The organism is Thioalkalivibrio sp. AKL12 (assembly GCF_000377925.1).
Taxonomy (GTDB): Bacteria; Pseudomonadota; Gammaproteobacteria; order Ectothiorhodospirales; family Ectothiorhodospiraceae; genus Thioalkalivibrio; species Thioalkalivibrio versutus.
This window is the reverse complement of record NZ_KB898899.1, coordinates 1-25,747: the sequence shown is the minus strand read 5'-3', so window position 1 is coordinate 25,747 and position 25,747 is coordinate 1. Positions and strand designations below refer to the sequence as shown.

Genomic DNA, 25,747 nt, shown 5'->3' with positions numbered 1-25,747 from the left:
GCCATCCGATTTTCGCCGGGCCTTCGTTTCCGGCCTGTGTGAGTACCCTCAATGTCTGATTCCCCCTCCTTCTCCCAGCTCGGGCTTTCCGAGTCGCTGGTTCATGCCCTGTCGAACATGGGCTTCACGACCCCGACCCCGGTCCAGGCCGCCTGCATCCCCGCGCTGCTGGAAGGCCGCGATGTTCTGGGCGAAGCCCAGACCGGCACCGGCAAGACCGGCGCCTTCGGCCTGCCGCTGATTGACCTGATGGACGCCGGCAAGCGCGCGCCCCAGGCACTGGTGCTGGCCCCTACGCGCGAGCTGGCCAACCAGGTCGCCGGCGCCCTGACTGAGTTCGCCCGCGAGTTCTCCGGCATCGATGTGCTGCCCGTCTACGGCGGCCAGCCGATGGGCGAACAGCTGCGCGCCCTGCGCAAGGGCCCGCAGATCGTGGTCGGCACGCCCGGCCGCGTGGTCGACCACATCAAGCGCGGCACCCTGAACCTGGACGCCCTGCGCGTCGTGGTGCTGGACGAAGCCGACGAAATGCTGCGCATGGGCTTTGTCGAAGAGATCGAGTGGATCCTGGAACAGACCCCCGAAGCGCGCCAGACCACCCTGTTCTCCGCCACCATGCCGGCGCCCATCCGTCGTATCGCGCACCGCCATATGCGCGAACCGGAAGAGATCCGCATCGGCGCCGGCAACGAGGCCGGCACCGACATCGACCAGAGCTATTGCCTGGTTGATGCCCGCCACAAGGTGGAGGCCCTGACCCGTCTGATGGAGACCGAGGAAGACCTGGACGGCGCGGTCGTCTTTGCCCGCACCAAGGCTTCTACGGTCGAGATCGCCGATTCACTCGGCCAGGCTGGCATCGCCGCGTCCGCGCTGAACGGCGACATGGAACAAGGCGAACGCGAGCGTGTGGTCAGTGACCTGCGCGACGGCCGCCTGGATGTCATCGTCGCCACCGACGTCGCCGCCCGCGGCATCGATGTGCCGCGCATCAGCCACGTCTTCAACTTCGACGCCCCCGGCGATGCCGAGGTCTACGTCCACCGCATCGGCCGTACCGGTCGCGCTGGCCGCAAGGGCCGCGCCATCCTGTTCCTGGAACCGCGCAAGCGCCGCATGCTGAAAGACATCGAACGCCTCACCGGCAAGCCGGTGCGCGAACAGCCGGTGCCCGACCGCCAGGCCGTACAGGCCCGCCGCGAGACGCGCTTCGCCGAGCGCGTTCAGGCCCTCCTGGGCAGCGAGCAGAACTCCGGACACGAAGCCCTGGTCGAGCGCCTGCTGACCGACAGTGGCGTATCCGAGCGCGAACTCGCCACCGCCCTGGTCGCACTGGCCACCGCGGGCAGCCCGCTGGATGCCAACGCCAACAAGGGCGCCGATCCGCTGCTGGCGGCCGCCCGTGCCCCCTATTCCGAGCGCGGCGACAACCGCCGGGACAGCAAGCCCCGGGGCGAGCGTCCGTCGCGCGGCAAGGATCGCGAGCCGGAAGCCGACATGGTGCGCTACTACATGCCGGTCGGCCGCAACAACGGCGTGGCGCCGGGTGCCATCGTTGGCGCGCTGGCCAACGAAGGCGGCCTGAACGGCCGCGACATCGGCCGCATTGGCCTGCGTGACGACCACAGCCATGTGGATCTTCCGGCGTCGCTGGACGAAGCCGCGATTCGTCGCCTGGGCAACATCCATATTGCCAACCGCAAGCTGGAGCTGACCCTTCAGGCCCCGCGCCCGGGCCAGGCCGCGAACCAGGACGACGCACGCAAGCCTGCGCCGCGCAAGACCGCCAAGCCGCGCAGTGACAAGCCGGAGACCAGCGGCAGGGCCAAGCCGACCAGCAAGCCCACACCGGCCAAGCGCGGCCCGGCCCCGGGCAACGGCAAGCGCCCGGCCTATGCCGCCGCACCCGGCAAACGCCCCGTGCGCAAGGGTACCAGCGGGCCCAAGAACACCGGCTCGCGCGCGGACGGCACGCTGATGATCAAGCGCAAGGCCGCCAACGGCTAAGCGCGGCGACTCAAAGGCGCGTACCAGACAACGCCCGCGGCCTCCGAAAGGAGCCGCGGGCGTTTCATTTGGACGTTCAGAAATCTCCGGTGCGCCCCGCCTCGACGATGCTGTAGATCGTGTCGCGCACCTCGCGCGCCACGACCTCGAGATCCTCGGGGAGATCCGTCGCATGCAGCATCATGTCCATGTTGGTGGTGACGATCCAGCCCTGCCCCTCGTCATCCTCTACCACTGCGATACGACAGGGAAGAAAGCTCGCAAAGATGATGTCGTGCTTCACCATCTGGTTGGCGATCAGGGCATCACAGAAGGCGAGAATACGCATGTAATTGCCCTCGCCGCCCATTGCCTGCACCTGATCCGACAGCGGCAAATCGGCGACCTCCTGGAAATTGCGCAGATTGGCCCGCAATTTCATCGACTCGATGGCCTCGTCGATGCTGACACCATCTTCGATCTTGAAAACCTCGGCACTCTGCCGAACCATCTGTTGCAACGTTTCAGGATCCAGCGCCTCGTCCCCCTCCGTCGATTCGGACGCGGCCAGCGGAAGCGGAAGCAGCAATAACGACAACACGAGCATCCAGACTTTCATCGCGCACTCCTGGTTCGGGTGGACGGGAGAGCCCGCCGGCCGAAAGCCCTTGCGGCCCTCCCTAGTGCGAATCTAGATCATGCGCATGCACTTCACCGCATCTACCACGCCTGGACGCGGGAGATTCCCGATCGCCGCACGGGCCCCGCACAGGCCCGCCCGACACGATCCACAGCAACGCCTCAACGCCGGATCAAGCGATACAGCTGTTCGTGCTTGCCATTGGTATGGTCGGTACGGCCCACCTCGTCCTGCCAATCCCAACGATCGGCAGAAAACAGCTGACGCATCGTTGGCACTGCGCAATGGTAGGGCGGCCCGCCCTCGCGACCGGTCTGCATGAAACACGCAAACAGTTCACCGCCTTCACGCAGCCAGCCATGCAGCTTCGCCTCGTAGGCCGACCACTGCTCGGGCGGCAGGGCACAAAGAGACGTCTGCTCGTAGATGCCGTCCACGGGCACCTCTGGTTGCCAGGCGATCATGTCCGCCTGCACCACCTCCGCCTCCAGCCCGGCCTCCGCCAGTTCGCGGCGCAAGTGCTCTACCGGCGTTGGCGCCACATCCAGCCCGATCACACGGAAACCCCGCGAGGCCAAAGCCGGCACCTCGTGCCCAAAACCGCAACCGGGCACCACAATCCGCGAACCGGGTCCCAGCGCGGTAACCTCCAACCAACGCTCCAGCGAAGGGCTGGGCGCACCGCGATCCCAACGGGTCGAACCCGCCTGATAGCGCGCCTCCCAGTCGGTCTCGGCATCCAGAACTTCGGAATCAACTGGCGAACCTTCGGAAATTGGCATCACTCCCCTTCTCGGCACAGGATAGGAAACGGATAGACCCTACCAAACCACGAATAACTCCCGGAGACCTCGATGGACCGTACCCAACTGCCCTATCGCATCCACCGCCAGGAACTCGGCCCGATGGAGAACTTCGTCTATCTGATCGAGGATCGCGCCAGCCATCGTGGTGCGGTGGTCGATCCAGCCTGGGATCCGGAGGCGATCATCCGTCAGGCCCGCGAAAACGAAGTCGACATCTCCGACATCCTGCTGACGCACAGCCACCACGACCACATCAACGGGGTCGAGGCAATCCTCGAACAGTATCCAAATGCACGACTGCACCTGCTCAAGCCCGAGGCCGAGTTCTGGGGCAAGGAACTGGAACGTCCGGAACTGCACCACGGTGGCGACGAGATGCGTCTGGGCGACACCGAGATCCGCTTCCTGCATACCCCCGGCCACACCCCCGGCTCCGCCTGCTTCCACATGCCGGCGGGCGACGACCTGATCACCGGCGACACCCTGTTCGTCTTCGGCTGCGGCCGTTGCGACCTGGCCGGCGGCGATCCGGAACAGATGTTTCACACCCTCAACGGCCTGCGCGAGGGGCTTCCGGCCCATACCTGCATCCACCCGGGCCACAACTACGCGGAAAAGGCGGAATCCACACTGGCGGAGGAGGATGCGGGCAACCCCTTCCTGCACTTTGACGACAAGGACGCCTTCGTCGATTACCGCATGCATGAACACGACCGAGTACGCAGTACGCCCTATCACCCCGTCCCGAGGGGATAAGGACGGCGGACGGGGTCAGAGAACCACAGCACACTCACCGCGATGGCTTGCTGCCTTGGGGCTCATCACGATCCGCCGTGCATCCAGTCGATGCGAGCGCAGCTGGATAGACTTCCTGGCTACGAACCAGGTGTGTGCCGCAACGTACAGACGTGGGTGACAGCGCTCCGCAACATCGTTGGTGCGTTCGCATCGCCGGGTCGAAGTGCCTGCGCGATGCACGCGCCATCGACTTCCGGATTGAATGCCGGACCATCAAAGGAGCGACACCATGAAAACACTTGCCTCACTCAAACTCGCGGCGGCCACGGTCCCCATCTTCGTCTTTGGCCTGGGCGGCGTCATGACCGGCGCGATGGCCGGCGAACACGAGAAGGACTCGGACGACCACGAGATGATGGAAGAACGCGGCGCCGAAGGCCACGACCGCGACGCCATGGGACAATCACGTGCGGGTGCCCGCGACGATGCCCCCCATATCCAGCGCATGCCGGACCAGGGGCTGCACGTCTCGGATCTGATGGACCAGAAGATCCATAGCCGCGAAAGCCACGACGAGATCGGGGAGGTCCATGATCTGGTCGTCGATCGGGACGGCCGTATCGTCGCGGTCGTGATCGGCACGGGCAGCGGCGTTCTCGGCCTCGGCGGAAAGGACGTGGCAATCGCCTGGGACCGTATCGAGCGCACGTCCGAAGACGGAGAGGTCAAGCTTTACATCGACATGAATGAAGACACGCTGCAGGAAATGCCGGAATACGAACGCGACTAACGCGTTGGTCATCCTTGCCTCGAGGGGGTCCTCACCCCTCGGGGCCACCGACTCGCTACGGAGACAGTGGTCATCTCGCGCCCGGGTGACATGACGCTCCGCGCCTACGCAAACACAGTGCGCCCCCCAACTACATAGTCAGTTCCCGGCCAGCAAGGTCCAAACGCCAACCACCAAACCCTGAAAACGAGCCCAGGCGGGCCAGCCCCCACCCACGGCTGGCGGTTCAGTGGTGTACCCGACTCACCTTCCTCTCGAACTCTACGAGCTGCCCTTCGGCCGCGGCCCGGCTCACGCCATACCGCTCCTGGATACAGCCCACCAACTCGTCGCGTTCCCCCGCCACGGTTTCCAGTTCATCGTCGGTCAGCCTGTCCCAACGCGCCTTGACCTTGCCCTTGAACTGCTTCCAGTGATCTTTCGCGATATTCCAGTTCATCTCGCACTCCTCCGAATGGCTGGCCGGCCTGATTGCCGCCCGATCCAGAACCCTGCGGAGCCCACCCGTGCCCGTCTGTGCGGGATCGCACAAACCCGCCCGAACTTCACGCGCAGCGTCCATCCTCGTTCTTCCCATCGAGGCTTCTTCCCTTCCTGAAAAGCACTACTTGGACCCACGGTTCCGGGGAATCGAGGGGTCTGTTGATTTTCGCGAACCAGGACACAGCGCGACCGGCTATCTGTGTGCGCCAACGTACAGATACCCCATCGCTGGAAACGTAATCTGACCCCAAGTATCGACCCGGAGCCTCCCGGGGACGCCCAGAACCCACCGAGACAACCACCCCATCCCGCCCCGGATGGGGACCAATCAGGAGAAACGTAATGACCAAGAAGCTAATCGCGCTCACGCTCTGTCTGGCCGGAACACTCCCCCTCGCCGTCCAGGCCCAGCAAGCCGGATCAACGGCAAACTTCGGGCCCTCCATGGGCGACCGCGAGTTCTCGCTTTCCGGAAGCGGCAGCAGTGACCGCAAGTTCGACAGCACCAACTTTGGCGTCTCGGGCGATATGGGCTGGTATCTCCGCGATCATTTGATCCTCGGGGTCCGCCAGAGCATCAACTACGCCGACATCGAGGGCGAAAACATAACCAATGACTTCTGGAATGGCGCCACGCGCGGCTACCTCAACTTCCAGACGACGGACGGCCGTCTGCGTCCCTTTGGTGGGGGCAGCCTGGGCTTCATCTACGGCGACGGCGTCAAGGACAGTGCGTTCGCCGGCCTGGAAGGCGGCCTGAAGTATTACGTCCTGGAGAACACCTACGTCCTGGGCCGCGTCGAATACCAGTGGTTCTTCAGCCGCTCCAGCGATGCAGAAGATGCCTTCCGCGATGGTGCGTTCGCCTACACCGTAGGCCTCGGCTACAACTTCTGAGCCTTCTTGCCCGGGGTAGGGGCCATTCGAAAGAACGCCTGCTGCCCTGCCCCGAGGCACACCACGATCAGGGGGCAGCCGCCCCCCGCCACCATCCAATCGGGCCGCAAAGTCGCTTCATCACTGCTCGAAGAGCAGGTTGACAGAGACTTTTGTGCGTCCCCGATCAGGCGCCTTTCGTTCACTACCCAATGCACAGCGCCCTTGTCTCGGACGACATGGGCGACACCGCGAGAACACGCAAACGCGCTTCAATCAGCGTCTCGCTGAAGATCCTTTTCAACACCTCATATGACGTATCGAAATCATCGTTACGCCGTTGATCTCTCGTATTTTTTCTGTCTCCCGTTACCTGAAACCCAACGCGCCCGGGGGCGAATGTGCGGCAACGTACAGATGCCCTCTCGGTTGCGACCGCAATCTGCCGTTTCGGATGCAAAGCGGGCCCTCCCGGTCGCGGTCGCACTCCAAAGTGCTCTGCGCCATGCCAACGCGGCGGGTAACGTTTCAGGAGGCAGGTAATGATGAAAAAGGTAGCCGCAGTCATGCTCTGCCTGGCTGGACCGTTCACCCTTTCCGTCCAGGCTCAACAAGGATCAGCCGCCAACTTTGGGCCCTCCATAGGCGACCGCGAATTCTCGCTTTCCGGAAGTGGCAGCAGTGACCGGAGGTTCGACAACACCAACCTCGGCATCACGGGTGATATAGGCTGGTATCTGCGTGGTCACTTGGTCCTCGGCGTCCGCCAGAGCATCCACTACGCCGACCTCGAGGGCGACTTCCTGACCAATGACTTCTGGAGCGGAGCCACTCGGGGCTATCTCAACCTTCAAGACACAGACGGCCGGATGCGTCCCTTCGCTGGCGGGAGCCTGGGCGCAGTCTACGGCGACGGGGTCAACAGCAGCGGGTTCGCCGGACTGGATGGGGGCTTGAAGTACTACATCCTGGAGGATACCTACGCCCTCGGTCGCATTGAATACCAATGGTTCTTCAGTGGCTCGAATGACGCAGAGAATGCGCTCCTCGATAGTGACTTTTCGTACACTGTCGGACTTGGCTACAACTTCTGATTCGCGTCCGGGTCGGGCGCACGCTCGAATCGTGAAATCCACACCGGAACAATGCCGCGCCGGCCATGCCTCCGCGGGCGTCGGCCGCATGCAGGATTTCGCCCACGACCGCATTCGTGAACGCGACGGAGTGCGAAGCACGCTCTATCGCCCGATCGTGCACGGCTGGGAGAGCCAGGCAGACCAAGCCGAACGCAAAGAATACCCCGCGACGGCTTGCATCCTTCGGGACCAATCGCGATAATGCGCGCCTTCAGTCGATGCGCCCGTAGCTCAGCTGGATAGAGTACCTGGCTACGAACCAGGTGGTCGGAGGTTCGAATCCTTCCGGGCGCGCCATATTCCAGAGAAGAGGCACCCACATCCGGGTGCCTTTTTTCGTTTCTACCAGCACAAAGGATTCGAACCTCCGTCCAACAACCGGGTTCGATCCCGAGCGTAGCGAGGTACGTGTCGGCCCACGGCCGACACCCGGAAGGGCAAGACGCGTAGCGTCGCCGCTATCCTTCCGGGCGCGCCATATTCCAGAAAAAGGGCACCCACATCCGGGTGCCCTTTTTCGTTTCTACTGGCACAAAGGATTCGAACCTCCGTTCAACGATCGGTTCGATCCCGAGCGCAGCGAGGTACGTGTCGGCCCCAGGCCGACACCCGGAAGGGCAAGACGCGCAGCGTCGCCGCTATCCTTCTGGGCGCGCCATATTCCAGAGAGAGGGATCAGTCATTTACAGTCGCTGGTCCCTTTTTCGTTTGTGGCTTCGAATGCTCAAAGAGATCACCCAGCTGGCAATTGAAGTAGGTGCAGAGGGCATCTGCTCCACTCGTGTCGCCGTTTCCTGATGAGGATCGGGATCCATTCCCGATGATGGTCAATGCCGGCACCCCTGCGGCCGTCCGAGCCTCAGCTTTACTGCATAAGGGTTGGCTTGGGATACTGCCTGCATGGGATGGCGCGCAGGTTTGCGGGCGGTCGCCGGAAACTCACCCGCTGATCGAGATTGCGCTCCCCTCCCGCCAGCCATGCGTTTGTTCAAACATCCTGCCCTCTTCAGCTGCCTCCTGGTCCTGGTGACGCCCGCTGCGGCTGACCTGGGGAACCCTAGCGACCCGGACCGCGTGGTCGCGGCGGCCGACTCCGCAATTGAATCGCGCATGCGAGCCGGGAGCGCGCCCCTGCGCCTGACGTTGCGCGAGACCTTGCAGGTCGCGCTTGCCCGCAATCCGTCGCTGCGCGGCGCGTACCTGGGCCGGGTGGTCGACCGGGCCAATCTGGATCTGGCCAATCAGGCCTTTCACCCCCGGAGCGCCGTGACGCTTCAGGCTCGCGAGCAACGTACAGCGGGCGCGAACGGCGTGCGGACGCGCACCGCAAGCGTCAACCCAAGTGCCAGCCTCGCGCTTCCCACCGGCGCGCAGGCGGGCCTGAACTGGCGGATCGAACGGGTACTCCAATCCGACGCGCCCGACACCGCGCCAGACAGCGCCTCCGCAGTCACGCTGGACATCACGCAACCGCTATTGCGCGGTGGGGGGCTGGAGATTGGCCGGGCGCCGCTGGAACGGGCGCACCTGAACGAGGAACAGAACGTACTGGCCCTGGAGTCACAAGTCATCAGCACCCTCGCCCAGGTAATTCAGGCTTACCGCAACCTGATCCTGGAAAACCAGCGGGTCGAACTCGCCGAGCTCGCACTGGATAGAAGTCGCCAAGAGCTGGAAAACCGGACGGAGCTGGTGGAACGCGGTCGGCTGGCGGCGGCGGATCTGGCCCCGGCGCACGAGAGCCTTGCGCGTCAAGAGCTACAGCAGGCGCAGACCCAGGAGCGCCGGGATCAGGCCGAGCTCGATCTGATTCGACTGATTGGGCTGGAACCCGGGGTGGATATCGAGCCACTGGACGCGATTGATGTCCACGACATTGACGGACTCCTCGCCGATACACCCCCCCTCGAAAGCGCGATGGATACGGCACTGGATCGGAGTCCGGAATTTCGCCAATCTCTGGTCACGCAACGGCTGACCGCTCTCGATCGAACGCTGGCCGAGGACGCCAACCGTTGGCAACTGGATGTGACCGCCTCGGTCGAACTGCGGGGCGATAGTCCGTCCACCACTCGTGCCATCGAGCGCGGCTTCGAAGAGTCTCCTGGCCACTCCCTGGGCTTGCGCCTCAGCATCCCCTGGGGAGATCGGCACACGCGTCAACAACGCCTTGGCGCGGCACGGGTGGAGCAGCGTCAGGCGCGCCTGCGGACCCAGGAACTCCGAACATCCATCCGCATTGAGGTCGAACGCGCCCTTGGGGCGCTGGAGAGCCGGCGGGATCAACTCCATCTGGCCGAACAAGCGCTGGATCTGGCACAACAGGCTGTGGCTATCGAGCAGGAAAAGCTCGCAGTCGGGCGTTCCTCTGGGTTCGAGGTCGAAAGCGTGGAGCGCCAGCTCCGGGAGGCGGAGCAGTCGTTGCTGGACGCCGCCATCAACTACCAGAACGCCCAGACCGACCTGGATCGCGCGATGGGCATCGTGCTCGAACGCTGGGATCTGGCGATCCCATCAAGGACAACAGACACCTCCGCGTACATCGATTGAGATCCGCATCGTGGCCCGGTCATCCGGCGTATACACGGAGGCTTCATTCCCGCCCAAAACCCCTTACCTTACGCTCGACTAACGCTATATCAAGGTGTCGGCACTGCCCGTGCTAGGCTGGCGCGCATTCAACGGCGAACAAGCACGGAGGCCACGTCCAAATGATTCCTCAACCGATACGACGCGCCCTATTGCTGAGCGTGACATCGGCCCTGGTTGCCACCTCGGGATCCAGCCTGGCCTCGAGCACCAGCAGCGCCAATGTAGGTGACGAGCTGCGCGCGGGGGACCAAACCCGCATGCAGGCCTTGATCGGCTCCACCGGCTGCATGGAACTGCGGGGCCTGAGCGACAGCGAAGTGCAGGGATATCAGATCATCGAGTCCTACCGTGGAGGCAATTCGACCGAGGAACGCGGTCGGGAGCGCTGGCGCGAAGGCGAGACGAAACGGTTCGACTTCCGTAACTCGGCAGTCATGGTGCTCTCTGGCTCCGTGGAGATCACCGAGATCAATCGTAGCGGCGGGGGCTGCCCCGATCGTCTCGGACTGCGCGTCGGCTGATGGCCACGGCAGGGCAAACCAGCACCCCCACCCCAACCCGGTATCCGCAATGAATCCAGTTTCTCGCCTGCTCACCACTGCGGTCGTGCTTTCGCTCGCCTCGGTGACCCTCTCCTCTGCGGTAGCCTCAAGTGGGGGCAGCTCCGCCGATGAAGGGGACGTCCTGCGCAGCGGCGACAGCGTACAGCTCTTCGCCACGCAAATCTTCGCCACCGGGTGCATCGGATTCCGCGGGCTTGCCGACAGCACCCTGCAGGGATACGCAATGGACTTGCACACCGAAAGTCACACACTCGAAGCCCGCGACCGGGAACAGTGGCGCGAAGGCGAGAGCAAGCGGCTGGATTTCAGCCACCGTTCGGAGGTTCACGTAGTCTCCGGTCAGGTCGAGATCACCGAGATCAACTACAGCGGCGGCGGCTGTCCGAACCGCCTCGGCATACGCTAATCCGCCAAGCAGCTCCGGCACGCCCACCGTTGCGGCACCGGTGATCCAGCGGCCCGCCCTGTCCGCACTCGCGCGTGCGGGCCTGCTGGCAGGTTCCGCGGCTCTCTTTCATCTGAGTTTCCCGGAGGGCCCCGGCCCCCTGCCCGGGGCCTGCGTCCTGGTATCCATTGCCCTTCTGGGGCTCGCCTTGCAGGGCCTGACCATCGGCGCATCCGCTGCGGCCGGCCTTCTGGCGGGCCTGGGCTACTGGCTGCCATCGCTCGGATGGGTCGTATCCGGCACCGAAGCTTGGCTCGGCTTCCCATGGACCCTTGGCAGCCTGATGGTGCTGGGGCTGGCGGTCCTGCACGCAGTACCCTACGCGCTGTTCTCCGGTGCAGTCGCCACACTTGCGCTGCGCCTGGAACGTCCCGCTGAGGCCCTGCTCGCAGCGGGACTGCTGACGGTGGCCCTGTCCTTCTCGCCGCAGGTCGTTCCCGGACATTTTGCCTACGCCCTGCTCGCCCACCCCCTGCTGGCACAAGTCGTCGATGTCGGCGGCATGCCCCTGCTGCTCTTTTTCTCGACCTCGATCGGCTTTCTCGCCGCCGGCATGCTGATCGCGGTGAGTCGCCACACGCTCACCCCAGTAGCGCCAGTACTCCTCGGCTTGCTGGTGGTGACCCTGCTGGCCTACGGGAGCCTGCGCCTGGATGCACTGGAACGGGCAGTTCCGGAACACAGCACCCGGTTGGGTCTGGTACAGCCCAATATCCCGGTACATGTGCGGCGCGACGACATGCCGATGGCCGATCGACACAACGACATCGATACCGCCATTGCGCAGACTCGAGACTTGCACAAGACCGACCCGGATTTGGATCTGGTGATCTGGCCCGAGGCGGCCATGACACTTCAGGCGGCTCCGCAATCCTGGGGGCATCGCGCCCTTGCCGCCCTGGCCGACGAGATCGGGGTACCCATCCTGGTCAACGGGACCGAGCACCGGAATGACCCGGGCCATGGCACTCACAACGTCGCGCTACTGTTCGAGCCCGGGGCCGGCCTGTCCGGGACCTACCGCAAACGCAAGCTCGTGCCATTCGGCGAATACCTGCCGTTCGAAGCGCAACTACCCTGGCTACGCGCGCGCCTGCCACATGCCTCACGCTTCAGCCCGGGACAAGCGGAACAACAGTCCCTGACCGGGCCCGACGGGGTGCACCTGGCCCCGACGATCTGTTTCGAGAGTCTGTTCGCCAACCTCGTGCGCGAGAACCTGTCGGGGCAAGTGGGGATCATCGTGAACATCAGCAATCACGCCTGGTTCGGTTCGCCGCGCGCTGCTGATGCGCACCGGGCCATCGCGCGCGCACGCAGCCTGGAGAACCGCAGTCCGTTGGTCATGCTGCACAACACCGGAGGCGGCGCTGTCTTCGACGCGGCTGGCCGAGTGGTGCCAGGTAGCGAGACGCCTCAGTGGCGTAGCACGACCCAAAGCATCGTGGTCCACACCGTGGCCGAGCGCCCTTTCTACCAACGCCATGGCGACCGCTTCCTTCAGGGCCTGGCCGTGCTGGTCCTGCTGGCCAGCCTCCATCGTGGCTGGCGCCGGCTGGGACGCTCTACTCGCTACGCAGTGCGATGATCGGATCCAGCCGCGAGGCCTGCAGGGCGGGGTAATACCCGAAGGCAATCCCCGTCAGCGTGGAGACGGAAACGCCCAGCAGTACTGCCATGGGTGCCGCCACGAACGCGTTGCCAGTGAAATGGGCAAAGGCGATGGCCACCCCGGTTCCCAACGCGGCCCCAATGACACCGCCCAGCAGACACAGCATGACCGCCTCGGCCAGGAATTGGCGACGGATGTCGGCATTGCGGGCCCCGATGGCAAGCCGAATGCCGATCTCCTTGCGTCGCTCGGTGACCGATACCAGCATGATGTTCATGATCCCTACGCCCCCCACGATGAGCGCAATACTGCCGATCGCGCCCAGCATGATCGTGAACATGCGGCTTTGCTGCTCCATGTTGGCCAGCAACTGTTCGGCGCTATTCACCTCCACGGGCAACCCCGGGGCGCGCGCCTCCACCCAGGTCTCGATGGTTCGCGCCAGTTCCTGATGGTCCGCCTGTGGATGCACACGCGCCAGGATGCCTTCCAGCTCGTCATCGGCATCGAAACGCTGCAAGGCTTCGATCGGTAGAAAGATCGTCCGGTTCGGGGAGATCGGACTCACCCCGCCGCCTCGTGGATACGGCTCCAGGATTCCGGCCACCGTCATGGTGTAGCCGCCCAGCCCCACTCGGCCACCCACTTCCAGTGGCTGGTTGGTTTGCGCGGCATAGCTGGATGCCACCTCGGAACCGACCACACCCTGGAGCTCCACCCCATCCAGCTCGGAGACCCAGCGCCCGGCGGCCAGGCGTACCCGCAAGAGCCCCTGTAATGCCTCGGTCGCCCCCGTCAGCCGGACATTCTGGGTCTCCGCGCCCGCTCGCAGTTGCGAACTCGCCCCATCAAATGGCGCGACTTGAATCAATTGCGGCAGGGCCGGCCCCAACGCCCGAGCCAGCGCAAGGTCCAGCTGGTTACGCGCGGGGTCGTCCTCATCCGTGGCGTAGCGCTGTCGGATATTGATGACATTGGTCCCCATCGCGCGAAACTGCTCCAGCACCGCGTTGTGCATGATAGACCCGACATTCAGCATCGCGATGACCGAGGCGGTGCCGATCACGATCCCCAGTAGCGCCAGCAGGGAGCGCTGCTTGGTCGCCACAATATTGCGGCTCGCCTCGCCCAGGAGCATCCGCAACCTCATGCCGGCACCTGCTCCGGGCCGGCGACCACACCGTCCCGGATGACCAGTTGCCGGGGACACTCCCGTGCGATGGCCGGGTCGTGGGTGATGATCACCACGGTCACGCCTTCGCCGTTGAGCTCGTGGAACAGATCCATGATCTCGCGGCCCACACTCGAATCCAGCGCGCCGGTGGGCTCATCCGCCAACACCACGGAAGGGTTACCCACCAGTGCACGCGCAATCGCGACCCGCTGGCGCTGGCCGCCGGAGAGCTCGTTGGGTCGATGATCGACCCGGTCACCCATGCCGACTCGACCCAGGATCTCGCGCGCACGGCGACGCATCTCCCGCTTGCTCACGTCCTGATACAGCAGCGGCAGCCCCACGTTATCCAGGGCCGTCAGTCGCGGCAGCAAGTGAAAGGTCTGGAATACGAAACCGATTTGCTGATTGCGGTAATGCGCCAGGGCATCGGGCGCGAGTTGCAGCACGTCCTGACCCTCGAAAAAGAAATCACCCGAAGACGGGCGTTCAAGCATCCCGATGATGTTCATCAGCGTGGACTTGCCGGAGCCGGAAGCCCCCATCAGCGAGGCCAGCTCACCCCGGTGGATCTCGAGTTGAACTCCGCGCAGGACGTGCACATCGGTAGGTCCGACTCGATAGGAGCGATGGACGTCTTGCAGGCTAACCAGCGGTTGCGCCGCGGACATCAACCTTCACCCCCGGGTGGCAACAGCCGGTCCCCGGGTTCCAGGCCGCTCTGCACCTGGACCCCATCGTATCGGGACCGGCCGAGTTCCACGGCGACCTGCTCGGAGCCGTTGGATGTCTGCCGCAGGACCCAACGCTCCGACCCGCTCCCGCCCAGATAGGCATGGGGCACGACCACCGCATCCGGATCCTGCTGCGTGATCACATCCACGGAGGCGGACATCCCCACCCGAATCCGTTCCAGGTCCTGGGCGTCGAGGTCATCAATACGCACGATCAGACGGAACGATGGCAGACCTCGTCCGCTCCCCTCCTGCGCTTGCGAAGACACGTAGGACACCCGGGCCGGCATCGGGTCACCCGCGCCTCGCACCACGTTCACCCGGGCCGACTGGCCCGCCTGGACGTCATGGATATCCAGCTCATCAACGGTGCCTTCGATCTCCAGGGAAGACAGGTCGCCCACCGCCAGCAAGGCGGCACCACTGGACACACGCCCCCCAGCCTCTACCCGCTCGCCGTCATCCCGGTCCTCGCCGAGGGGCGCCAGAACGACGCCATCGACCGGGGCGTATACGCGGGCCCCCTCACGCTGGCGTTGTACCTGCTCATACTCCGCGCGCGCGTTCTCAACCTCGACGCGAGCCCGCGCAATCGCCCGTTCACCGCCCTGACGCGAGGTCTCCGCAAGGTCTTCTCGCGCGGCCTCGACCCGCACTCGGGATTCTTCCACTCGCTCCCGGGCCGCCCGCAACTCGCGCTCGGGAACGATGCCACGTTCGAATAGATGCTCGACATCATCGAGTTCGCGCTGATCGTTACTCAAATTGCGTTCGGCCTGCCTCAGACTGCGGCGTGAACTGGCCATCTCGCGGCCCTGCTCCCAGTCCTCCAGGTCCTCAAGCTCCGCCTCGGCATCCGCCAGGTCGCTGCGTGCACGCCGATAGCGGATATCGATCTCGGTCGAATCGAGTTCCAGCAGAAGATCACCCTCATCCACCCGCTCGCCATACTCAACGTGGCGGGCCACCACGGTGGACTCGAAAGGACTGACCAGCGTAATGACATCGCCCGGACGAAACCGCCCGGAAAAGCTCGTGGTGGTTTCCACCGCGCGCGATTGCACCTCGAACGCTCCGGGCTGAGTGGCATCGACGACCTGGGCATCGCTGGCACCAAATTCGGGCAACGCGGCGTTCGGGATCGCCCAGTACCCAGCACCCGCAAATACGGCCACAACGGCGGCCGTCATCATCAGCCGCATGCGGCCGGAACGGCGGTACGCCTGCTGCAAGGCCTCGCTGTTCGCCTCGATTTCCAGGAAGGCGTCCTGCAGTTCCTTGTGTTTGCCGCGCAGCTCATCGGAAAGGCTCTGCTCGGCCTGGCGTGCCTGCTCTAGGTCGGTCACATCCGTAAACACCGCCAGCACGGCGCGTTCGCCCCCGGCTTGCCGGGGCGCCAGATAGGAGGTGGTCAACTTCAGCGAACGCACGTGCCCGCCCACGCTGATGGACACCATCTGGTCGGGCTGCATCACACCGGAATAGACCGCCTCGAACAATGCATCGACAAAGGCTGCGTAGCCCTCTTCTCCGATAAACACCTCGGCCAGGCTGCGTCCTTCTGCCTCATCGGCCCGCAAACCGAGAATCGCCGCCCCGGCGGGATTCAAGGTCGTGATCGCGCCAGAGGCGTCGACGACCAGCACCCCATCCGCCATCGAATCCAGGATCTGCTGACTCAACACAACTTGACTGTCGCTCATGGCATCACTCCCGCTTCAGGGAGCGACAGCCCCCAGCTATCCAGCGTGGTCCCCAGCGCCCGGTCCAGCGCAGTCTGCGCATTCAGATACGCAATCACGGCGTCCAACAAGCTCTGCTCGGCCTGCTGGAGGTTTTGTTCGGTTGCATTGACCTGGAACGACGTCGTCCGGCCCACCGCCAGCCGCTCACGCTCGATCTCCAGGCTTTCGCGCGCCAATTCCAGCGAGCGCTGCGCCAAGCCCAACTGTTGCCAGCGACTGTTCAGATCATTCAGGGAACGTTCCACCTCCAGCTCCAGCTCGACTTCTCGTTCGGAGAACTGGATTTCCGATTGCCGCAGGCGAATGCGGGATTCAAGCAGTCGAACCGGCCGCTCCGGATCCAGGATCGGGATCTCCAGCTCCAGCCCCAATGCATATCCCGGACGTTCGTCCAGCGTCGAACCGGTGGCCTGCCGAGCGCTTCGCCCGGTCGCCCCGGCATCCAGCGAGGCGTTCAGATCGAGTCTCCAGAGGTGTTCATTCTCGGCCAGCATCTGCCCGATCGATTCGATCTCGCGCGCGATCCGCAGGCGCAAATAATCCGGACGGTTGTCACGCGCAATCGATGTTGCTGCTTCCAGCGAGGGAGATCGAACGCGAAGGCTCTCAAGCGCCTCCAGCTCGACTGTGTCTCGCAGCCGAAGACGCGTGTCACGCCCCAGGTTGAGCAGGCGCAGGAGCTCCAGCCGAGACTGATCCACGCCGTCTTCGGCCTGGCTGACACTGAAGCGCTGATTGGCCAGACGCGACTCGGTCTGCACCAGTTCGTTGGATGCCATGCGCCCTCGCTCCACCAGCGCACGATTGCGTTCCAGCTGTTCAACGGTGCGCTCCAGGGAACCCTTCGCGATCTCCAGGCGCTGCTGCCCCTGCAACAGCGCGCGATACGCCGCAATCACACTATCGATGGTCCCGACCACCGTCTCTTCCAGCCCCAGGGCACTCGCGGTTTCCTGCAAGCGGGCAATCTCGAGGGGTGCCCGACCCACCGCCAGGCCGCCGCCACGCAGCAACGGCTGATTCAGGTCCAGCGAAAGTTGGGAGCTGCGCGAGGTTTGGATGGCGGGCTCATCCAGGCCATGGTCCTGGTCAAGATTCCAGCTGAAACCGATTCGGCCACCCGTCGGAAGTTCGGTATCCAGAGACGGCGAGAGGGTGCTCGACCGCTGCGTCTCGGCATCATCCCCGGGCGCCCGGTTCTGCTGTGCACCCAACACGATCGTACCCCGGGGCCGAAATTGCGCCTCGGCCACCGCCAGATTCAACTGATCGACGACGCGATCGAGGTACGCGCTTTGCAGCTGGGTATTCCGCCGCAGGGCCAGGGCAATGGCATCGGCCAGACCCAATTCCACCTCGCTGCCCGACAGCGGGGTAGGCTCGTATTCGTGGACATTGAAATTACTTGCAGAAGCAGCGGCCGTGGGCATCACAACCCATGCGGACACTGCAAACGCCAAGCTGGCCAGCACACCTGTGACCCAGCATGCTGGCCAGCCTCGCGTGTCACCTAACACGTGCGGTTCGTTTAGATCCGAGACCTAACGTCGTTCCCGGGTGCACAGCCAACCGGTTTGGGACGAATATTCACTACTGCTGGCACCACTGCTGAGCCGGTCGGCATGCTGCTTGCGCACGTACGACTCCAGATCCGAGTTGCTCACATTGGCAAAATACTGCCCGAAGTTCGCCCCGATTGCGTTGCTTCCACAACCACCTCCGGTACTCCCTATACCCACGCACACACAAATCGTAGAAGCGCTCGCGGTCGCGCCGAACATCACCCCACCCAACAGCATCATCGTAGCCAAACGCTTTTTCATCTTTTTCTCCTAGTTGTCGAACCCAACAGACGGCCGCTCGCCTTTCTTCTTGAATCGGCGAGGATTTCACCGGCCACACATTCGTATCATTCGATCGTGCAGACGTTTGCCTGCACGCGTACTACAGCCGCGAAACGGCCTCGATCATGGCCACCGGCAAGAGTTGGAGCACTCGACCCGATGGCTCAGCTCGCCCTGATCGTCGTACCAGGTGATCTCGACTTCACTGGAGTAGTAGGAGGCATATCCAGGCAATGACATCAGCACCGAATTGAGTCGCCCTCCGTCCAGTTCGTACGCGTAGTTCCCATACCAGCCATCCCAGACGAACTCTTCGCTTGCACCCGGGGCAAGGCTGAACTGCCGTTGTTCATAATCCGCCGATCCGTGCAGGACCGTAATGGTCCCCTGCAGTGCCTCACTGGAGCGGTTCTCGAGTCGCAGCTCGGAAACCTGGTCGGCTGTGGCCATCCCCGCCGACATCGTGGCTAACCCAACCGCAGCCACCAACGCCCATCGTGTCAACCGTCCCATCCATCACCTCTCGTGTCGATCGGAACCGCGCAACGACCGCCCCGATTTCATGATCGCCCGTGTCCAACCAGGCGCCTTTCGAGCGGTATCAGAACACAAACCGTGATGCAGTTCAGATTTCGCCCCAATGCGACTAACGGAAAACTCACGCTTCCGGCGAGCACCCGCACCGAGACGGAGGATCAGGCGCGAGCCTGACCTCCAAGGAAACACTGATCAATGGGCCCGCATCCGGCTCCATTCCCCACCGACGCATTTTGGGAAGGACATTGGGGCCACAGCGGCGTGTTTTACCCCCTGTAACCGCCGTTTTTGGCGGTTACAGGGGCGATTTCCGGTCCTGCGGGCTTCGGTGCTCTTAAGAGCACATCTTGGGAAGGCGGGCGCGCCATACGTTCCGCTTGAAACCTGTCAGCGCCCGGGGTGCCGAGCATCGGCGAGACGGAGGAGGCCCTCGCAACACGGAGAACTGCCAGCAGGCGAGATCAGGGGTCCGTTCGGAACAGCGGAAACGAAGCATATCGCGGTAGCGCGTGGGAGAGGTTGGCATCATCACAGAGTTCGGATTTCACCCGACCGGCCCATGCGCATGTGTCGGCGACCCGAGTGTTATACCCTGCGCCTGTAAAGGTAAGCGCCGCGTCCGAGAAGGCTACGCGGGCTCCGGCGATCTTTTGGGTACAAATGCGAGCAAGCGGAGGCCAGTGACGGCGTGCGGTGCAGTCTCGATATTGGTAACGAACTGACGGAGATCCCTCGACTCGCTGGTGAAGTCGAGGCGTTCTGCGAGCGCGCCGGCATGGAAGCCAACACCGTGAATCTCGCGCTCGATGAATGGATTACCAATCTCGTGTCCTACGCCTTCGATGACGGCGGCGAGCACCGGATTGGTGTGGAACTCGAGGCGGACACCGAAGGCCTGACGGTCGTGGTGACCGATGATGGCCACTCCTTTCATCCGCTAGAGGACGCACCGAAGGTCTCCCTGGAGGGAGGCGTCGAGGACCGCGCGATCGGAGGCCTGGGGCTGTATTTCATCCGAACGCTGATGGACGAGATTCAATACGACAGTGCCGACGGAGTGAATCGCCTTCGACTGCGACGTCTCAAGCGCAAGTGACAACGAACTGAACAACAAGGCCCGATTACGTAATGGAATTGAATAAAGAGACGGTGGACGGCGTATGCGTGGTGAGCCCCGAGGGGCGCCTGGACAGTAATACGTCGCCGGCTTTCGAGGCGGAACTGCTCGCCCTTCTGGACGATTCGCCCACCCTGGTGATCCGGTTTGCCGACCTGGAATACATCTCCAGTGCCGGGCTGCGGGTCATGCTCATGGCGGCGAAGAAGGTTCGGCAGCTGAATGGTCAGCTGGTGCTGTGCGAGATTCATGAGCCGATCCGGGAGGTCTTCGAGATCAGCGGCTTCCTGTCGATCCTGGACGTCTGCGATGATCGGGCGGTGGCCGTGGCACGCGCCCGCGGCGAGGCCTGAAGCCCGGTACTGATTACAGTGTCCGGGCCTCAGGTGCGTCCGCCCGCCGGCCCGACAAAGTGCAGTGCCAGCACGGTGACGTCATCCGCCTGATCGGCCTCGCCGGCAAACTCCTCTACCGCCTTCATGACGGCCGCAGTCTGTTCCCCAACCGCTCGGCCCTTGAGCTCGCCGTACAGGCGGATCAGGCGGTCCTCGCCGAACAGGTCCTGCGCTGGATTCGCCGCCTCGGTCACGCCGTCGGTGTACAGCAGCAGCTCTTCGCCCGGCGCCAGATGCAGATGCTGCGTCGCGTACGGCATATCTTCCATCGCCCCAAGCACCAGTCCAGGTGCCAGCTTTAACCACTCTGCGGTGCCATCCACCCGCCGGATCAACGGCGGGTTGTGGCCCGCATTCGCCATCACCAGCTCCCCGCTGTCCAGGTCGAGAATCCCGCACAGATAGGTCACGAACATCCCGCTGTCGTTGTTCAGGCACAGCTCGTTGTTGACCCGTTCGAGGATGCGCCCGGGATCGGGCTCCTGTTCCGCAATGCCCTTGACCAGGGTCTTGGTGACGGCCATGAACAGTGCGGCCGGGACGCCCTTATCGGAGACGTCACCTACGGCAAAGAACAAGCGGCGGTCGCCCTGCATCGTAAAGAAGTCATAGAGATCGCCCCCAACCTGGCGTGCCGGGAGCAGATCCGCATGCAGATCGACATCCGCCTGCATCCGAGAGAGCTCCAGCCGCCGCGGCAGAAAGCTCATCTGAATGTTGCGGGCGATCTTCAGTTCGGACTCGATCCGCTCCTTGGCCGCTGTGGTTGCGGTCAGGTCGTTGATGTAGTCCTTCAGGGACAGGCGCATATCATTGAAGGATCGAGCCAAATCACCGATCTCGTCCTGAGAGCGAATGGGGGGCATAGGCTGATCGAGATTGCCCCGGGCGATCTCGCCGGCACTGGTAACCAGCCCCTTCAGGGGGCGCGTGATACCCCGGGAGATCGCGATAATGGCCCCCAGAAGAATCAGGAACCCGACGCTTCCGATGATCAGCACCAGGTGCATCACCCGCAGCACATCGCCGAACAGTTCCCGCTCCGGGATGACCACCCCCACCACCCAGTCAGGATCCGGAAGGCGGACGTGGTAGAGCCGCGCAGGTTCGTCCAGCAGCGCCCTCGGCAACCGGCTGAACCCCTCCTCCTGACGCTGCAGCACGCGCCCGAGTTCGCGCAGTTCCGGTTCATCCAGCGTCTGGGCCAGACTGAACAGGCTCTCGCGCATAATCCAGTCGCTGTTCGGCCAGGAGATAAAGCGCGTCTGCCCGCTCAATAAAAAGCCGAAGCCACTGTCCAGCACCTCAACCGCATCGACGGTCTCGGTCAGACGTCGCAACTCGACGTCGAGGGTCACGATCCCACCGAGTTCCTCCGTGCCGTCCGCCACGCCATTGGCCATCGAAAAGGGCGTGGAGAAGGTGGTGATCAGGCGATCGGGATCGGCCGCCGATGCAAACGGATCCGCCCAGAATGCTTCGCCGGTGAGCGCGGGGATCTGATACCAGTCGCGGGTGAAATAGTCGAAGTCGTCCCCGCCGAGGTTTATGTACTCCAGTTCCCCATCGGGTCCCTCATAAACGAAGGGCCCGTGGTATCGCTGTCCGGGGATTGCCGCTTCAGGTTCCCAGGTGATGGCGGCACCCTGGGCGGCCGCCGTATTGGTCGTAATCGACTCCAATAGAGGCCGCATGGCCTCGGGGTCATGCCCGCCCTGAGTCAACGAGGCGGCCAGGGTCCGCCCCGAGCCCGCGACTTCGTTGAGTGAGGCCTCGATGCGCCCGGCCGTGGCGCGGGACAGCTCGCGGGCCTGGTGCTCCGCATGGTCCAGCATGATGTCGCGGACCATGTAGTACAGCAGCCCCGACGTCGTGAAGAAGATGGTCGCCACCGTCACCACGGTGACCAGCGCCAGACGTACCGCCAGGCTCTTACTCGGGGCGTGCATCAATCACCGGGCGGTGGAAGGTGTCGTAGTCGACAGGTTCACGCTCGAGGCTGACCAGGTTATTCATCAGGTTGTGGGCCATTAGATAGTCATTGGGGTCGAGTACCGGGGCCGGCAGGCGGCCGTCCGAGTCGAAGTAAAGCGAGCGAAGCACCTTGAGCATTAAGCTCTGGTGGGCGCGGTTCGTGGGCTCACCGTGCTGCTGGACCCGCTCCATAACCGCATCCACCGCGTGCTCCGGATGCTCGAAGGCGTGCTGCCAACCGCGTAGCGATGCAGCCACGAAGGCCTTCACGGCTTCGGGGCGCTCCTCGAGCGTGGATTCGAGAACGTAAATCCCGTCCTCGGCCAGGCCAGTGCCGTGTTCCTCCAGCCCGATCGTGGAAAGCTCCTCCGGCTCGAATCCCGAAAGATAGAGCTCCACCATTTCGTTGAACCGAGTGGCCATGGCCGCATCGACCGCACCCGAGCGAAGGGCCGTTACACCCGATCCCTGATCGATAATCTCCGGCTCCACGCCGTAGGCGCGAAACAGCGCTTCGGGTTGCATGCGAAAGCTCTGCCAGCGGGCCACACGGCGCCCATCGAGATCCTCGGGCGCGAGGATGTCGCGATCAGCAAAGGACACGATCACCAGCGACGAGTCGTGCAACAGTTGTGCTACGTTGACGACCTCCACACCGGCGTCGCGAAGCTCCAGCGCCTGCACCAGATACAACAAGGCGATATCGGCCTCGCCGCGAGCCAGCGCCTCGGATGCCGGATAGTCCGGGCCGTGCGGAAGGATGTCCACGTCCAGGCCGGCATCGCGGTACCAGCCCTGGTCGGCGGCGACATAAAAACCGGCAAACTGCGACTGCGGGACCCAGTGCGGCTGTACACGCAAGGGTTCCGCGAATGCCGAACCCGCCGCCAGGACCAGACTCAGGGCCAGCAACCGGCCGACCCACCGGGTTGGGTTCCAGGGAAGACCCGGTGATGGAAGTCGCATGGACGAACTCGGCATCGGCTGAAGACCACCGGGAGGATGGATGAAAACGACGGACAGCATACCGGTCAGGACGGCCTCGCGCATCCGGGGACGGCTGCAGGATCTGTTCGTAGTTTTGTTGTTGATGGTGGCCGGACTGGTAACGGTTCCCGTGGGCGCTGCCGACCCGATCGACCCCCTCGCCGCGCCGCTTCCGGTCGCAACGGAGGGCCCACCGGAGACGCTGCGTTCCGGCTGGTTTGAGCGGCCGCCGTACCAATATGCCGATCCGGATGGCGTATCCGGAGCCGCGACGGGGCTGGATCTGCGTGTCGCCCGCGAGGCGGCCGAGGCCACGGACCACACCGTACGCTATGGCCCCATGCCTTGGTCCGACCAACTGGCGGGGCTGAAGCAAGGCACTCTCGATCTGGTCGTCGGGACGTACTATGAACCCGCGCGCCTGAGTTACGTCCACTACTCGCGGCCCTATCGCGAGGAACGCAACGCACTCTACCTGCGCGATGACGGCGACATCCGCCTGACCAACCGCGACGAGTTCCTGGAGGCGGTGGAAGCCGGCGCGTTTCGCCTGGGCATCACACGGGGTTACGCCTTCGCCGATCCCGAGGTCGCGCGCCTCGTTCGGGACCCAGGCGATGCAGCCCAAATCCTGGAGACTGACAGCGATGCGGCGAACGTAGCCGCCCTGGTGGAGGGCCGTATCGACGGGTTTATCGCCGACCCGGTGATCCTCGACCTGTTCCTGGCACAAAGCGGACAGACCAACGAGGTCCGCCGCGCCCGCCTCGATCTCGGCTCGGTAGGCGTACGGGTCATGTTCAGCCGCGCGACCGTTCCACGCGAATTCGTCGAGGCCTTCGATGCCGAGCTGCAGGCTCTGGGGGACAGCCGCCGGATCGCCAACCTCGAAGTAGAACACCTGCTACCCGCGTTTCTGGCCATGACCACCAGCGAAGGCTGGTTCAACGTACTGACACTGATGGGCATCCTCGCCTTCTCCGCCTCCGGCGTGATGCTGGCGCGCCGCGAGCGCTACAACCTGTTCGGCGCCCTGATACTGGCCACGCTTCCAGCCATCGGCGGCGGTGTGCTTCGTGACCTGCTGCTGGGACGCGATCCGATATTCATCTTCGAAACGCCCGAATTCCTGTTACTGCCACTGGCGGTGGTGCTGGGCGGCTTCGCGCTCTACAAGCTGCATGACCACTGGCTCGTGCATCTCGCCCCCGCACAGCGACTGTTGGCGCGTCAGCGCGCGGGCCTCGGCGGGCGCATGGTCGGCAATGTGCAGCACGGCCTGGATGCCTGGGCGGTGGCCGCGTTCACCGTGATCGGCGTGGGCGTGGCCGTAGAAGCCCACGCCAGCCCGCTATGGCTCTGGGGCCCGGTGATGGCCGTGGTCACGGCATCCTTCGGCGTGATCATGCGCGACGTGGTTCGCTCGGACTTCAACATCGACATGCTCAAGCGCGACTCCTTCGCCGAGATCGCGATCGTCGGCGGCATTGCTTACTCGCTCCTGCTCCTCTGGCCGCCCGTGGAACTCTCGATGTTCTACATCCTGATGGTCACCAACGGCGTCATCGTGAGCCTGTTCGTGGCGCGGCTTCTGGTGTTGTGGTCAGGCTGGGTAAACCCATTACAGATGGGCGACCCGCATACCCTGCCGGAACGTCGTCTGGATGCCCTGGAAGCGGCGGAACCTGCCCTGTGGCAGCGCCTGTCGACCTACCTGGAAGAAAGCGAGACCGGCCGTGCCCGCGGTGTCGACCCGAGACGCCTGGAATCCCTGCACAAGGACTTCGGCTATGCCCTGGAGCCCTGGCAGACAGAATTCACCGCTCTGGCCGGAGAACCGCTGTTCGAGTCCACGGTCATGCGCTATCAAAACCTACGCGCCCGGTTCGAGACACTGCGCGCGCTGGAGCAGCAACTCTATGACCACCTGCGTATGCCGATCGCCGACGCTCTACCGGATGCGGAAGAGGCCGGCGAACTGGAGACCCGAGTATCCGAGGGCCTGCGCAGCCTGCTGGACACCGTCAGCATGGCGGTGGAAAGCGGCGAACGGGAAGACTTCGAATGGTTGCAGGAACTCTCGCGCAACCAACGGGCACGCTTCGACGACCTCCGAGCCCGGTATCTCAAGGCCGATCCAGCGCCCGGCGGCGCCCTGGACCAGGTGCTACAACGCACCCACCGGGTCGAACGGATGATGTGGATGCTCGCCGACTACGTGGACCAGCGTCTGTCACCAGGCGGCGTGGCCGCCGTCAGCGACCGCCGCCAACGGCAGATGATGATGCAGACCGGGGCCCACTAGTGTCCTTTAACAATAGTTCATTATATAATATAGGCCATGGGTTGATCTCCGTTTGAGAGGGGGCGTAATGGCTCAACGTGGTCGCAAACCGATCAAGCTGGACCTGTCGGATTCTGAGCGTGCCGAGCTGCAGCAGTGGGTACGGCGCCGCAAAACGCCAGCGGCCGAGAAGCAACGCGCGGAGCTGATCCTGGACAGTTCCGAAGGCCTTCCCGGGCGTGAAATCGCGACCCGGCACAAGGTGTCGATGCAAACGGTTTCCAAATGG

General features: G+C 63.9%; 24 protein-coding genes, 1 tRNA gene and 1 pseudogene. 14 read left to right on the top strand and 12 right to left on the bottom strand.

The window, feature by feature from the left end:
• The first annotated feature begins 51 nt into the window (after window positions 1-51).
• Entirely contained in the window at window positions 52-2,007 is a 1,956-nt protein-coding gene (locus D579_RS0109865; protein ID WP_018951902.1) for a DEAD/DEAH box helicase, read from the top strand.
• A gap of 76 nt (window positions 2,008-2,083) precedes the next feature.
• Here D579_RS0109865 and D579_RS0109860 read toward each other — a convergent pair whose 3' ends face one another.
• Both D579_RS0109860 and D579_RS0109855 read right to left on the bottom strand, forming a co-directional pair.
• Window positions 2,084-2,605, bottom strand: a complete 522-nt coding sequence (locus D579_RS0109860) for a DUF302 domain-containing protein (RefSeq protein WP_018951901.1) — start codon at window positions 2,603-2,605, stop codon at window positions 2,084-2,086.
• Between the two features lie 182 nt (window positions 2,606-2,787).
• Window positions 2,788-3,408, bottom strand: coding sequence for a methyltransferase domain-containing protein (locus D579_RS0109855; RefSeq protein ID WP_018951900.1), 621 nt, complete (start codon window positions 3,406-3,408; stop codon window positions 2,788-2,790).
• 72 nt (window positions 3,409-3,480) lie between these two features.
• Between D579_RS0109855 and D579_RS0109850 the strand changes: the two genes are divergently transcribed.
• Window positions 3,481-4,188, top strand: a complete 708-nt coding sequence (locus tag D579_RS0109850) for an MBL fold metallo-hydrolase (RefSeq protein WP_018951899.1) — start codon at window positions 3,481-3,483, stop codon at window positions 4,186-4,188.
• Between the two features lie 271 nt (window positions 4,189-4,459).
• Window positions 4,460-4,960 carry a PRC-barrel domain-containing protein gene (locus D579_RS0109845; protein ID WP_018951898.1) on the top strand — a complete coding sequence of 167 codons (501 nt, stop codon included), beginning with the start codon at window positions 4,460-4,462 and terminating at the stop codon, window positions 4,958-4,960.
• Between the two features lie 226 nt (window positions 4,961-5,186).
• On the opposite strand, the gene D579_RS15345 is transcribed toward D579_RS0109845, so the two are convergent.
• The gene (locus tag D579_RS15345; protein ID WP_026289502.1) at window positions 5,187-5,399 is read right to left on the bottom strand and encodes a CsbD family protein; all 213 of its coding nucleotides are present in this window, start codon (window positions 5,397-5,399) and stop codon (window positions 5,187-5,189) included.
• 386 nt (window positions 5,400-5,785) lie between these two features.
• Here D579_RS15345 and D579_RS0109835 point away from each other — a divergent pair, with 386 nt between their 5' ends.
• The 7 genes from D579_RS0109835 to lnt all read left to right on the top strand — a co-directional run bounded on the left by D579_RS0109835 (window position 5,786) and on the right by lnt (window position 12,643).
• Window positions 5,786-6,340 (top strand): outer membrane beta-barrel protein, encoded by a 555-nt coding sequence (locus D579_RS0109835; RefSeq protein ID WP_026289501.1) that lies wholly within the window; start codon window positions 5,786-5,788, stop codon window positions 6,338-6,340.
• Between the two features lie 521 nt (window positions 6,341-6,861).
• On the top strand, window positions 6,862-7,413 hold the full coding sequence (locus D579_RS0109830; RefSeq protein ID WP_018951895.1) for a hypothetical protein: 552 nt from the start codon (window positions 6,862-6,864) through the stop codon (window positions 7,411-7,413).
• A gap of 262 nt (window positions 7,414-7,675) precedes the next feature.
• A tRNA-Arg gene (locus tag D579_RS0109825) sits at window positions 7,676-7,752 on the top strand.
• Between the two features lie 681 nt (window positions 7,753-8,433).
• A complete protein-coding gene (locus D579_RS0109820; RefSeq protein ID WP_018951894.1) occupies window positions 8,434-10,005 on the top strand; it encodes a TolC family protein in 1,572 nt (523 codons plus the stop codon).
• A gap of 161 nt (window positions 10,006-10,166) precedes the next feature.
• The gene (locus D579_RS0109815; protein ID WP_026289500.1) at window positions 10,167-10,568 is read left to right on the top strand and encodes a hypothetical protein; all 402 of its coding nucleotides are present in this window, start codon (window positions 10,167-10,169) and stop codon (window positions 10,566-10,568) included.
• Window positions 10,569-10,617: 49 nt separating this feature from the next.
• A complete protein-coding gene (locus D579_RS0109810) occupies window positions 10,618-11,016 on the top strand; it encodes a hypothetical protein (RefSeq protein ID WP_024325725.1) in 399 nt (132 codons plus the stop codon).
• Window positions 11,017-11,098: 82 nt separating this feature from the next.
• Window positions 11,099-12,643: an apolipoprotein N-acyltransferase gene (gene lnt, locus D579_RS0109805; RefSeq protein ID WP_026289499.1), complete on the top strand. Its 1,545-nt coding sequence runs from the start codon at window positions 11,099-11,101 to the stop codon at window positions 12,641-12,643.
• Here lnt and D579_RS0109800 read toward each other — a convergent pair.
• The 7 genes and pseudogenes from D579_RS0109800 to D579_RS15470 all read right to left on the bottom strand — a co-directional run.
• Window positions 12,621-13,805: an ABC transporter permease gene (locus tag D579_RS0109800; protein WP_018951890.1), complete on the bottom strand. Its 1,185-nt coding sequence runs from the start codon at window positions 13,803-13,805 to the stop codon at window positions 12,621-12,623. The genes lnt and D579_RS0109800 overlap by 23 nt on opposite strands.
• 8 nt (window positions 13,806-13,813) lie before the next feature.
• Complete coding sequence (locus D579_RS0109795) at window positions 13,814-14,512, bottom strand: ABC transporter ATP-binding protein (protein ID WP_018951889.1); 699 nt, start codon at window positions 14,510-14,512, stop codon at window positions 13,814-13,816.
• Window positions 14,512-16,278 (bottom strand): PAS domain S-box protein, encoded by a 1,767-nt coding sequence (locus D579_RS0109790; protein ID WP_018951888.1) that lies wholly within the window; start codon window positions 16,276-16,278, stop codon window positions 14,512-14,514. The genes D579_RS0109795 and D579_RS0109790 overlap by 1 nt, the downstream gene beginning before the upstream one ends.
• Window positions 16,275-17,768 (bottom strand): TolC family protein, encoded by a 1,494-nt coding sequence (locus D579_RS0109785; protein WP_231376854.1) that lies wholly within the window; start codon window positions 17,766-17,768, stop codon window positions 16,275-16,277. Before D579_RS0109785 ends, D579_RS0109790 begins: the two co-directional genes overlap by 4 nt.
• Window positions 17,769-17,861: 93 nt before the next feature.
• Complete coding sequence (locus tag D579_RS15095) at window positions 17,862-18,143, bottom strand: hypothetical protein (protein WP_155985608.1); 282 nt, start codon at window positions 18,141-18,143, stop codon at window positions 17,862-17,864.
• Window positions 18,144-18,287: 144 nt separating this feature from the next.
• Window positions 18,288-18,614 carry a hypothetical protein gene (locus D579_RS0109780; RefSeq protein WP_018951886.1) on the bottom strand — a complete coding sequence of 109 codons (327 nt, stop codon included), beginning with the start codon at window positions 18,612-18,614 and terminating at the stop codon, window positions 18,288-18,290.
• A gap of 279 nt (window positions 18,615-18,893) precedes the next feature.
• Window positions 18,894-19,021, bottom strand: a pseudogene (locus D579_RS15470) (IS5/IS1182 family transposase); the annotation flags it as partial.
• Between the two features lie 368 nt (window positions 19,022-19,389).
• On the opposite strand from D579_RS15470, the gene D579_RS0109775 reads away from it, so the two are divergent.
• Window positions 19,390-19,797, top strand: coding sequence for an ATP-binding protein (locus D579_RS0109775; RefSeq protein WP_019562610.1), 408 nt, complete (start codon window positions 19,390-19,392; stop codon window positions 19,795-19,797).
• A 32-nt stretch (window positions 19,798-19,829) separates the two neighbouring features.
• Window positions 19,830-20,171 carry an STAS domain-containing protein gene (locus D579_RS0109770; RefSeq protein WP_018951884.1) on the top strand — a complete coding sequence of 114 codons (342 nt, stop codon included), beginning with the start codon at window positions 19,830-19,832 and terminating at the stop codon, window positions 20,169-20,171.
• 29 nt (window positions 20,172-20,200) lie between these two features.
• On the opposite strand, the gene D579_RS0109765 is transcribed toward D579_RS0109770, so the two are convergent.
• Both D579_RS0109765 and D579_RS0109760 read right to left on the bottom strand, forming a co-directional pair.
• Entirely contained in the window at window positions 20,201-22,162 is a 1,962-nt protein-coding gene (locus D579_RS0109765; protein ID WP_018951883.1) for a SpoIIE family protein phosphatase, read from the bottom strand.
• On the bottom strand, window positions 22,146-23,099 hold the full coding sequence (locus D579_RS0109760; protein ID WP_018951882.1) for an ABC transporter substrate-binding protein: 954 nt from the start codon (window positions 23,097-23,099) through the stop codon (window positions 22,146-22,148). Before D579_RS0109760 ends, D579_RS0109765 begins: the two co-directional genes overlap by 17 nt.
• A 178-nt stretch (window positions 23,100-23,277) precedes the next feature.
• Between D579_RS0109760 and D579_RS0109755 the strand changes: the two genes are divergently transcribed.
• Together D579_RS0109755 and D579_RS14250 are read left to right on the top strand one after the other, a co-directional pair.
• Window positions 23,278-25,479 (top strand): TRIC cation channel family protein, encoded by a 2,202-nt coding sequence (locus D579_RS0109755; RefSeq protein WP_018951881.1) that lies wholly within the window; start codon window positions 23,278-23,280, stop codon window positions 25,477-25,479.
• Between the two features lie 67 nt (window positions 25,480-25,546).
• Window positions 25,547-25,747, top strand: a 201-nt coding sequence (locus tag D579_RS14250; protein ID WP_038050378.1) for a helix-turn-helix domain-containing protein, incomplete at its 3' end; no start/stop codon positions are given.